This window comes from Loktanella sp. S4079, assembly GCF_000967725.1.
GTDB lineage: Bacteria > Pseudomonadota > Alphaproteobacteria > Rhodobacterales > Rhodobacteraceae > Yoonia.
Genome location: NZ_JXYE01000018.1, coordinates 1 through 9,368 on the forward strand (window position 1 = coordinate 1; position 9,368 = coordinate 9,368).

Here is a 9,368-nt window from a genome sequence, read left to right on the forward strand (position 1 = left end):
ATCCTACTCCCGCAACCAAAATAAATAAACGATTACAGTACATTAGTGCAACGCTTACGGAACATCGCCAAAGAATTCTGCAAGAAGACGGTGAACCCCTGCCGTATTTCGTTTCATGTCTTTGGACGGGTAAAGCGCATCTGTCTTGGCTTTTGCGCCTGATAATAGGACTGGAGCCTTAACAAATGCATCAAAGTCCTCAATGGCGTGGTCAGTCAAGAGGTCGCGACTTGCACTTCGCACATCATCGCCTTCATCCATTGCAATTTTTACATCGTTAAGGCGACGTTTTAGCGTGTTGGCGCGTTTAGCAAGATCATTGGGGATTGGCTCAGGTAGATCTACAGAAATCAACGCACTTGCCTTTTGTAGGAGGGTTTGTACGTCTCCCCAGTGTTTGTTACGGGCTGCTCGACGTAAACGCCGGTTTTCCGTTTCAAGGGCCGCAATCCGTTGATCAATATCCGCATCAGATAGCGAACCCGCTTGGCCTTCTTCATCGGCCATCTTGCTCAGCTCACTCCGCAGTGCTTCCATCAACACCGCTTTGGTCATTTCAGGGCACAGGATCTTTTTGGTTAATGCGTCCACGAACTCTATCGTAAGCGTTGTATCGGAGGCCCGAAACAGCACTTTCAAAACAAGTCCACAACCTACAGACTCATCAACAAGCGCACAGTCGCCGCTGTTTGACATCGTTAATCTTGCCTTTGTGCGGTTCGTATTTTGTAGTGTTTCGGCCCATTCCGGACATTGACCCAGCCTACGCACTGCCGCGTTGCGGTCCGTCAAACCGGCCATTCGCTGCGATTGCATGATAGAGGGCAAGCAAACTCACAGATTGCGGGACAGAACCGTCGTTGCTCTTTATACTCGGCCCTATGCTCTTAACTTGGAAAGCAATTGTTTCTTTTGCACTATTGAGGCCCAACAATGAAGAAAACCACAACTGAAATCGGTAGAGAATTATCCGAGGCGTTGAATCCAGGTATGGAAGACGCATTGGACGCGCGGTATGGGCATTTATTGCCGGGAATGGCTGAAGGTGTGGTCGACTTTGCTTATGGCCGACAATATTCGCGGCCAGAACTTCCTCTGCGCGACCGGTATCTCGCTACAATAGCCGCGCTCACGGCTCTTGGCGGGCAAACAAGACCGCAACTGAAAGTTAATATCGCCGGTGGTCGTAAAGCCGGTCTATCCCAAAAAGAGATTGCTGAAGTCATCTGGCAAATGTCTCTTTATGGTGGCTTCCCCTCAGCCATCAATGCGCTCAATGCGGCGTTGGAAGTTTTTGAAGACGAAGACGCTGGGTAGGTTCTTGAGCTTCTGGGATTGCCTGGTGGCTCTGCCGCCATCGGAGGCCCGTAGCATTCCCGACCAAGGCACCCATTCGCAGATCATGGACGGCCCTAAGCGGAGCTTGATTGTCACCATTGACGCTGCAATGCAGTATCCTAGGAACTGACTTTACGCGCCCTACGCTTGGATGATGGTTATGTCACGTGACACAGTGTATTTCCCATCTTAGACTAGTGATTGAAATCTGGCTTGTTCCAACAAATAGTCAAACAGGCTGGGAGCACAGAATTGGCGCATATCAATATGACACAAACCGAAAATACGAACCCAAGTGCAACCACAGGCCAGCTTAGTGAAGGTCGAAAACTCCTTCTAAGAATGAAAACTACAAAGAGTAATCGTTTCAACTGCGCAAAGCGGCTCGAAAAGAAAGCCTGGAATCAATCTTTAGTTCTCAATTTTCTTTCATTCCTAACGGTTATCTCCGGGATATATTTACTTGCGTTCGCTAGTGACTTGACGATCTCTGGTGCACAGTTCGTTGGTGTCTTTTCCATCGGTGTTTCGGTGGTTTCAATTTTACTATCTCAGCAAGACCCCGTTCGAGAAATATCGAGAAGAGCAGCAGATGCCCATAGATGCGGACGAGAAGTGAGCCACATCTACCGCCAATTTAAAGGTGGTGAATTAGAAACTACCGCAGCTTCAGATGAATACGAGAAGATCATATCAAAATATGATGATAATCATGACCGATGCGATTACATGAGTACGCTATATGACTACAAAGAAGAGATGAAAGAAGAAAAGGAGGAGAGAGGAGCGACTTGGTGGAACGGTACTGCGGCATCACACTTGTCAACACTGTCGCCAGTGTTTTACGCGATATTGGGAGTATCGATGATAGTTGCCGTTTGCCTCTCCACACCAACGATCAATCGGTATTTTCACGACATAGATCGTGAAATTGCAGAAGACCAAGCTGATGATGAAACCGAGCAAGCGTCCGTGCTCAGCCCGACGCAAGTAGACATCGCAGGCGACTAAGATACAGAGGCTCTAGCTGGTGGCACGCAAAAAGTTTGGAGAATAATGCTGTCTGAGCTTTCGTTTTCTACAGCATCTATGGACGATCTTTGCAGTCTAGCAGATACACCCAACCGATCGAGCTTTTTTGAGTGCTTTCTGATGAGCATTAGGAAGTTCGCCCTAGCACCCGCATATGGGCGACTGAGACATGCACTTCTGATCTTTAGGAACATTTCCTTCGGATCGTCGGCAACTGAAATCAAATGGGTAAGTTGAAGATCGTTTAAGGTTGCGACTATCTCCGGGTTTTCTTCTACAGTTTCCAAGATGAAGTTCTTTTCATATGTCCGGGCATTCTTGCCCAACTTGAAGGTGTAGCCAAGTGTTGCACGGAAAATCGTATCAAGGCGCATCGGATTTCCTGCTGCCTGCCATGAAATCGCAGACCTCAGTTTTCGACGAAATTCAACAGGGTTGCGTGCGCCAATGGCAGAAAGCACCTCGACACCTCGATACTTAGCTAACTCTTCTCGCCTATAGATTTTAGTCTTATGTGCATTGAGGTTTAGCCCTTCAGGAAGCAACAAACGTGATGCTCTATGAATAGCCTCTTCGAGGACTTTTGTGTTAGGACCAAAGATCAGCATGTCGTCTGCCCATCTCACATAAAGCAACCCGAGGTCCTTGCAATATTGACCAAAGTCTTCGTCAAAGTCTTGGAGGTAATAGTGAGACAAGAAACGCGAACCATCTGATATGATCTCTTGCGGTATGCCTTTCGACGACCGACTGTAGCCAGTTGTTCTTCTATCCCACAACCCTAGGAAAACTTCTAACAGCTCAATTTCTTCATGTGAATCACTAGGCATATCTCGTCGTAGTCTCTCGATTAACCTTGGGATTTCAATTGAATCGTAAAAATTGGCGACGTCAGTCGTCGCAACGTATGCTCCACTTGAGGCCGTCTTGGTTAGTTTTCTTATTAGCTGGGTAAAACTCCGAAATTCATCCAACCACATCGTATTAGAAAAAGTATCGGAAAAATATCCGTTTTGAAGAACCGCTGCACGTTCTTCTGCTTGTTGATGAACTGACGAAGGTCTCTATTGAGAACCTCCAGGTATTGAACGCCACCCGCCAAAGATACCGGGCTTTTGTTTTAGCACTCTTGCTCCGATATGCCCGCAAAGGTGATAATACACAGCCATGTCTTCCTTTGATATAATAGGGAGAAAGCGGGTGACGCCATTCCCCTTCTGAACTCCCAGATATCCGTGCACTACTTCTGGGATATAGCTCCGGCTTCTTAGCCGCTGGTTGTAGTCGGCAACAAATCGAGAAACGTTGCCAATATCGGAGTGGTTTACAACCGGAACCTGCCCATTTCTTAACTTTGCCCATACGTCGCGAGTTAGATGCGGTTCCAAGAGAAAATTTGACAATTGCGATCCAGCTTCACAGTAGAAAAGACGTTTCCAATCAAACATCAAACAGGACAGTTTTGATAGCCATTTCAGAAATTTTCGTAATTTGCGAGGGACGGGCTGTGCGCCAGCACGGTAATGTGCCACGCTCGGCGCTCTCGATATTGCAGCGCCCGGATTTCGCAGAAGGTGCAAAACCACACTCGGAGTAGCGAAGGTCCGCTCTCAGTCCGATCAACGCTTCTTCTCGTCTCTGCAGCGAACTTCCGCTTTCCGCCCATTCTGTTGCAAAACAACCGTTCGCGCGCGCAGAATATCTTCTACGCGCCAATTTTTCACCTATCTTCGCAAAAACTGGAGTTTTTCAACACTATCAGTCCAATGCTCGCGGTTCGCTAGGCAGCCCTGGGCATACCTTCGTCCTCTGCCTTGAATCCCACAGCACATTTTTCCGGGGCGTTCCAGGGTAAGAACTTGCGATAATCCATGACAGGCTGCGCACCGCGACCAAAGAGAAGCGCAAGCTCATCAAACATCCAGACCAGGTATTTGTAGGGATCAACTCCATTCAATTTGCAGGTTTCGATAAGGGATGAGAATACCGCCCATGCCTGGCCGCCTTCGTCGCTCCCCATGAAATAGACGTTCTTTCTCAAGTTTTGGATCGGCTTGAACTGACGCTCAACGGCATTTGTGTCCAGCTCAATACGTCCGTCATCAAGGAAGCGGGTGAGGCCATCCCATCGGTTCAGTACGTAGTTGATTGCTTTCGTCAGCCTGTTACCGGCGGAAACGGTCGCCTTGATCTCATCCAGCCGTCGTCGAAGTTTGTCGATGATCGGCTTGCAGTATTCTTGCCGATGTCGTCGCCGTTTTTCGGGGCTCCAACCCCAGGTTTCACCATCATATTTGTAAATCAGATCAATCATCTCGATGATCTCGGCCGCTGATGCTGACCCACGACCATCGCTCTTCGTCGTTTCATAATATTTTATGAAGTTTCGCCTGCTGTGGGTCCAGCACCCAACCGAAACGACATTCTCAACAGCAGATCCGACCGTCCCAAACTTGCCGTATCCACCGTATCCGTCGTGATGTGCGATCAGTGACCTGCCAGCGAAGAGATCATGTACGTGATAGCCTGCGCGAGAGCCACGAGAAGTATACAGCGTTGCCGGCGGCAGGCTTCCACCAAACGGCTGATCATCACGATGGACGGCAAAGAAATACGCGGTCCCGGTCTTTCCTTTTCCCGGTCTCAATATCGGTATCGGCGTCTCATCGACAAACACGCGGATGCTATCACCGAGGACCGACTCCATGAGAGCATAGTAGACGCCCATGATTGCTTCTGCCGTCTTGTTGGCCCTTCTCATCAGTGTTGATCGATAAACCATCCAGCCAGCATAACGCATCATCGTCTCGATCCGATACCACGGCAGACCCCACGCGTAACGCTGTGTTGCGTGATACGCTAAGACGCTGCTTGAGATATTTGTACCGGGCAGAAGAGTGGCGGCGAACGGCATGGTCTTCATGCGCTCTTCACCATCGTGGTCGTACCGACAGCGAAATTTCGGCACGTAAGTTACGTCGACCCAGTAGTAGACTGGTCTGCAGTGTAATCGTTTTTCAGGGTTGAAGGAACGAGGCGGTCCACCGCAACCACAAGGGCAGGTCAATGGCCCGTTGTATTTCAGCGTGAAGTGATCAAAGCAATTCCAGTCGGTTGGACCGCGGCCGGTACTTGCCTTCTTAGGCTTCTGCGGATCAGCGGCATAGTTTTTGGGAGATTTCCCGCAACCGCAACCATCGCTCGATTTCTGCGCATCTGGGACATTGTTGCCTTGTCCGGTGCTGTCTGGGCCCGTTTCGTCTTGGGCGACCGGGCCATCCTTCGGTTCAAAGTTCTCAGCGCTCTTTGCCCAAAGATCATGTTTCAACCGGGCAATTCGCTCATCTCGTTCTTTGATCTGCGCCTTGAGTTGTTTCACCTGCATTTCGAGATGCTGAATACGTCCAGAACTGTGCTTGCGCTATGTGATCAGCCGTTAGGAATTCACCGAGTTGATCACATAGCGCAAGCGCAGCTGCGGTCTCACTCGTGAGGATCGCCGTACGCAATTCCGTAAGAATGTCGATAGCTGAAGCCATGAACGCGGTTTCATCCCAATCGTACGCAAAATCAGCGCACATATCCATCTGGCACGCCCGACGCATCGGGCGCGTTTTCACTTGATTTTCGAGTGTGGTGATGGGATGAAGATAAGTGAGATCGTACAGCACGATTTTGAGGCCCTAGGATTTGCAGATCCAGTGATGGGCCTCACTCATTTCAGAGCCCTGATGTCGTGATAGGGTCAGGTCACGTTTGATCTCCTTCGGTATCTTTGGAAAAGACCTCAGGCCAGAGCGTCGACGCTGGAATATTCAGGGCTTTGGCTATGTGGATTTGTACGCGCTTACTCTGACCTTTGCCCTTCGACACAGTTGTCATGGTTCCACTTTTCAAGCCGAGCTCTCGACTAAGCTCCGCCAAAGAAGTGCCAGCGAGCCTCAAATGACTCTTGATAAATTCGTGCCGCTGCAGCCTCAACCGTTCCAGATGCTCGGTTGCGGTGGAGTGGCCACTGAAATCATCGAAGTCGTAGAGCAAGGTTCTTAGATCGCTATTTTACGCGGGACATGCCGCCGTTAGCCTAGTGGATACGAATCGAAAGAATCTTGGTCAACAAAAAACCAAATTAAAACAGTATATTGTCGGCTTTGATCTCGAAATTCAACAAGATTACCAAAACTGGTAAAAATCCAAAAAATGGAGATCAAAACCGACAATGGTAGGGATTTTTGAAGAAATCGACTGGTACGCTGCACTTGAGGAGTTTCTCGGGCATCCGCCAAAATACTTCCAAAAGATAGACTTCCATGCCCCTTGCGAAGGCGACGGCAATGTCGGCGTGCTTGTCGCATACCACCTGGAAGTGGAGCGCTCTGTAAGGCGGGTAAGTGAAATGTTCTTTAACTACAGTCACAAACGCTTACGCAAGGAAAGTATGGCAGTCGGTTTCAAGTTTGATGAAATGATCGAAGATGACGTGAAATCAGGGATGTCGCACCGCGAGCTAAAGAAGATCCATATGATTGGCGGCAAGCGTATCAAGGAGATCGCAGATAGGGTTGGCCCCGCCAGACAGCCGAGGAATTCCTCGAAGAAGCACTCGGATGAACATATCGAGAAAGTCTATCGCCAGAACAACAACAACGCCACAAGGACCGGGAAGATACTGGGTATTACGCGTATGACAGTGACGGCCGCAATCAGGCGGTGATCGAAATCATAGCTGTTTCAAGCTGATTTGGCTTTGACACTGAAAGCCGCCATTGGCGCTCAACGCAGAGAAGGGCCGCGAAGAGCCCTTATTGACCAATGCTGCATTCTGCGCGAACGTCTATTCTTACAGATGGATGGCTCATGATACTGCCATTTGACGATGGGATTTGGGCGAGCATTTAGCAACCAAAGAATATGGCGGCACCGTGAAAAAGAGCGTTTCAATCTCTCAAGAAATTGCTCACTAGGATGATTCATTTGTTTCGAGAAATACCATTTCTAATTTGTCTTATCAGCACCCCGTCGATTTTGGGTGCCGATACGCCGCTGCGCGGAACCCTCATCGGCCAGTCCAGCGGTGATATTTTGCAATACTCGTGTAACGAATTGGACGATGGGGACATTAACTGCGATTTCATACAGATCGTATTGTCTGTTAAAGCCACAGAAGATGAATGGCCGGAAATGCTTGAAGAGTTTCGTATGGCGTTCGACGAAGATGATGTGTCTCTAGGCGAGTTTTGCGATAGCGTAATTGAACCAGTAGGCCGATTTATGGCTGATGGAATGCCTGCTGACACATCGCCATACAATACTGATCAGTTAGATATGAGCCAATTCTTTCAACATGCACGGCTTGACATTGAGTTTTTTGCTGAGTGGGCAAAAGCTGGGCAACGTTACTGTGAGACCCGAGAATTTGAAGACCTATCAGCGTTTTTTCGTTTGGGCCACGAGCAGGACATGAAAACGTGTGAGCCATTTATCAACGATTATTCGCAACGTTACACTCGATCTACTGAAAACCAATGGGTCGTATCAGAACCTCCATCAGGGGCTTGTGGTATCATTAACACCAGCAGATTTATTCGTGAGGAGGGTCACGGAATATTGTGGCGACACGAGGCTTCAAAAGTAATTACCAACCCAGAGGCTACGACTGGTCTTGGTCTAAATTGTAGTGTTTTTGACGAGAGTATTACCAACTACGAATGGAACAGTTCCAGAATTCGTTTGGGCTGTGAGTACATTGACTGATACCCAAAACGGCTTCTTTAGCGTTATTCAGCGAACAGACCATGCAATAACGCCAGACGGCCAATGAAAAATCAGGTGAGAGCGTCGGCCAAAGTCGCCATCTGCCTCTCTGAGAACGCTTTTTATCCGCTTAGGCAGAGTAAAGGTCTCGGATTTAGATATGCCAAAACTCCAAAAGCGGCCATTGGAGCAACTAGGGCGAAAGCTCCCTTTGTCCGCAGTGTATCAGTTCAGGCGTGTTGCAGCGAACGGCGGGCACTCCTGAACCGGTCATCGGTGACCAACGCAGCGAAGGACCCAGAAGAGCCCATGTTAACCAATGCTGCGGCTGATACGGATGTCCGCTTTGACTTCACCAAGACAGTCTAACAAACTACTATCGGAAACCCATCCACACCCTATGAACGCAAACCTTTTGAGAGACTATGGTACTTAGATTTAGGCTCATTCTGCTTTCAATACTTCTTACGATTGCCGGTCAGGTGCTTGCCCATGCACCCTACTACACACAGGTGGAAAAACTTGAGGTGCAGGATGGTGAAGGCTTGTCATTGAAGCTCCTACACGGTGACGGCATCATTGCAGGTGATCCGGTAAGAGCAGTCGTAGTAGACAGCGAATTTAGAGTTCGGGCTATCTCCCCTTTGGCATTGAACCTACATATTTTTTGCGAGCAGCAAGAAGGCAGTCGTCGTTGCAGCGTTTATGACAGTGTCGCAGCGGTTGTATATCAACTTGACCTTTCAAGTTGGGCCTTGGGGCCAGTAATTGAAGAACAGGGTAAGCCTTTGCGTACCGCGTATCCTGAAGACATGGGACAAAATTTTGGGTTTGCGCAGCGCCCCGCGACCCTTTTGGAGATTGTCCGGTTTGAGGGTGATAAGGTCATGTCATTTCCACTAGTGGCAGTCCTTTCTTTGATTTGGTCGACTTTGACTGCGTTGCTCTATGCCCCTCTGGCTTGGCGCCTTTATCTCAACAAGGGCCGCCTGCAGCCGTGGAACCTTTCGACAGTACTTTTGATCCTGCTGCGCTTGGGAGGAGTTGCAGGGCTTCTATTCATTGCAATAGTCGGTTGGGCTTGGGAACCATATTCGATCTACTATGCAAGTTTCTTTGCCTTGCTAGGTCTCTTAGTTGCGCTTTTTCTGAGCCGACCAAAACGCAAGCTTCTCAAAAGCGGCCATCTGTCCGGATAAATCTAATGGCAGCAAAGTCCGCTCTGCTGACTTTGCATCGCCAGG

At 49.0% G+C, this 9,368-nt stretch carries 9 protein-coding genes; 5 read left to right on the forward strand and 4 right to left on the reverse strand.

The window, feature by feature from the left end:
• Positions 1 to 54: 54 nt before the first annotated feature.
• Positions 55 to 696, reverse strand: coding sequence for a hypothetical protein (locus TW80_RS17080; protein ID WP_204218527.1), 642 nt, complete (start codon positions 694 to 696; stop codon positions 55 to 57).
• Between the two features lie 237 nt (positions 697 to 933).
• On the opposite strand from TW80_RS17080, the gene TW80_RS17085 reads away from it, so the two are divergent.
• Positions 934 to 1,317: a carboxymuconolactone decarboxylase family protein gene (locus TW80_RS17085; protein WP_045998686.1), complete on the forward strand. Its 384-nt coding sequence runs from the start codon at positions 934 to 936 to the stop codon at positions 1,315 to 1,317.
• 288 nt (positions 1,318 to 1,605) lie between these two features.
• Positions 1,606 to 2,349, forward strand: coding sequence for an SLATT domain-containing protein (locus TW80_RS17090; RefSeq protein ID WP_204218528.1), 744 nt, complete (start codon positions 1,606 to 1,608; stop codon positions 2,347 to 2,349).
• Here the strand turns inward: TW80_RS17090 and TW80_RS17095 are convergent.
• From TW80_RS17095 to TW80_RS18575, 3 genes are all read right to left on the reverse strand, one after another.
• The gene (locus tag TW80_RS17095) at positions 2,346 to 3,350 is read right to left on the reverse strand and encodes an RNA-directed DNA polymerase (protein ID WP_045998688.1); all 1,005 of its coding nucleotides are present in this window, start codon (positions 3,348 to 3,350) and stop codon (positions 2,346 to 2,348) included. The genes TW80_RS17090 and TW80_RS17095 overlap by 4 nt on opposite strands.
• Positions 3,351 to 4,150: 800 nt before the next feature.
• The gene (tnpC, locus tag TW80_RS17105) at positions 4,151 to 5,755 is read right to left on the reverse strand and encodes an IS66 family transposase (RefSeq protein WP_045998690.1); all 1,605 of its coding nucleotides are present in this window, start codon (positions 5,753 to 5,755) and stop codon (positions 4,151 to 4,153) included.
• Between the two features lie 365 nt (positions 5,756 to 6,120).
• Complete coding sequence (locus TW80_RS18575; protein WP_045998691.1) at positions 6,121 to 6,411, reverse strand: helix-turn-helix domain-containing protein; 291 nt, start codon at positions 6,409 to 6,411, stop codon at positions 6,121 to 6,123.
• Between the two features lie 178 nt (positions 6,412 to 6,589).
• Here TW80_RS18575 and TW80_RS17115 point away from each other — a divergent pair, with 178 nt between their 5' ends.
• The 3 genes from TW80_RS17115 (at position 6,590) to TW80_RS17130 (ending at position 9,323) form a co-directional block, all read left to right on the forward strand.
• Positions 6,590 to 7,084: a hypothetical protein gene (locus TW80_RS17115; RefSeq protein WP_045998692.1), complete on the forward strand. Its 495-nt coding sequence runs from the start codon at positions 6,590 to 6,592 to the stop codon at positions 7,082 to 7,084.
• Between the two features lie 260 nt (positions 7,085 to 7,344).
• Positions 7,345 to 8,124, forward strand: a complete 780-nt coding sequence (locus TW80_RS17120; RefSeq protein WP_162197203.1) for a hypothetical protein — start codon at positions 7,345 to 7,347, stop codon at positions 8,122 to 8,124.
• A gap of 425 nt (positions 8,125 to 8,549) precedes the next feature.
• Positions 8,550 to 9,323 (forward strand): hypothetical protein, encoded by a 774-nt coding sequence (locus TW80_RS17130; protein ID WP_045998695.1) that lies wholly within the window; start codon positions 8,550 to 8,552, stop codon positions 9,321 to 9,323.
• The last annotated feature ends 45 nt before the right edge of the window (positions 9,324 to 9,368 follow it).

Bases quoted from the DNA above. Each gene is read 5' to 3' on its own strand.
- TW80_RS17090 (WP_204218528.1), top strand. From the start codon at position 1,606: ATGACACAAACCGAAAATACGAACCCAAGTGCAACCACAGGCCAGCTT.
- TW80_RS17095 (WP_045998688.1), bottom strand. From the start codon at position 3,350: ATGTGGTTGGATGAATTTCGGAGTTTTACCCAGCTAATAAGAAAACTA.
- TW80_RS17115 (WP_045998692.1), top strand. From the start codon at position 6,590: ATGGTAGGGATTTTTGAAGAAATCGACTGGTACGCTGCACTTGAGGAG.
- TW80_RS17085 (WP_045998686.1), top strand. From the start codon at position 934: ATGAAGAAAACCACAACTGAAATCGGTAGAGAATTATCCGAGGCGTTG.
- tnpC (WP_045998690.1), bottom strand. From the start codon at position 5,755: ATGCAGGTGAAACAACTCAAGGCGCAGATCAAAGAACGAGATGAGCGA.
- TW80_RS17080 (WP_204218527.1), bottom strand. From the start codon at position 696: ATGTCAAACAGCGGCGACTGTGCGCTTGTTGATGAGTCTGTAGGTTGT.
- TW80_RS17130 (WP_045998695.1), top strand. From the start codon at position 8,550: ATGGTACTTAGATTTAGGCTCATTCTGCTTTCAATACTTCTTACGATT.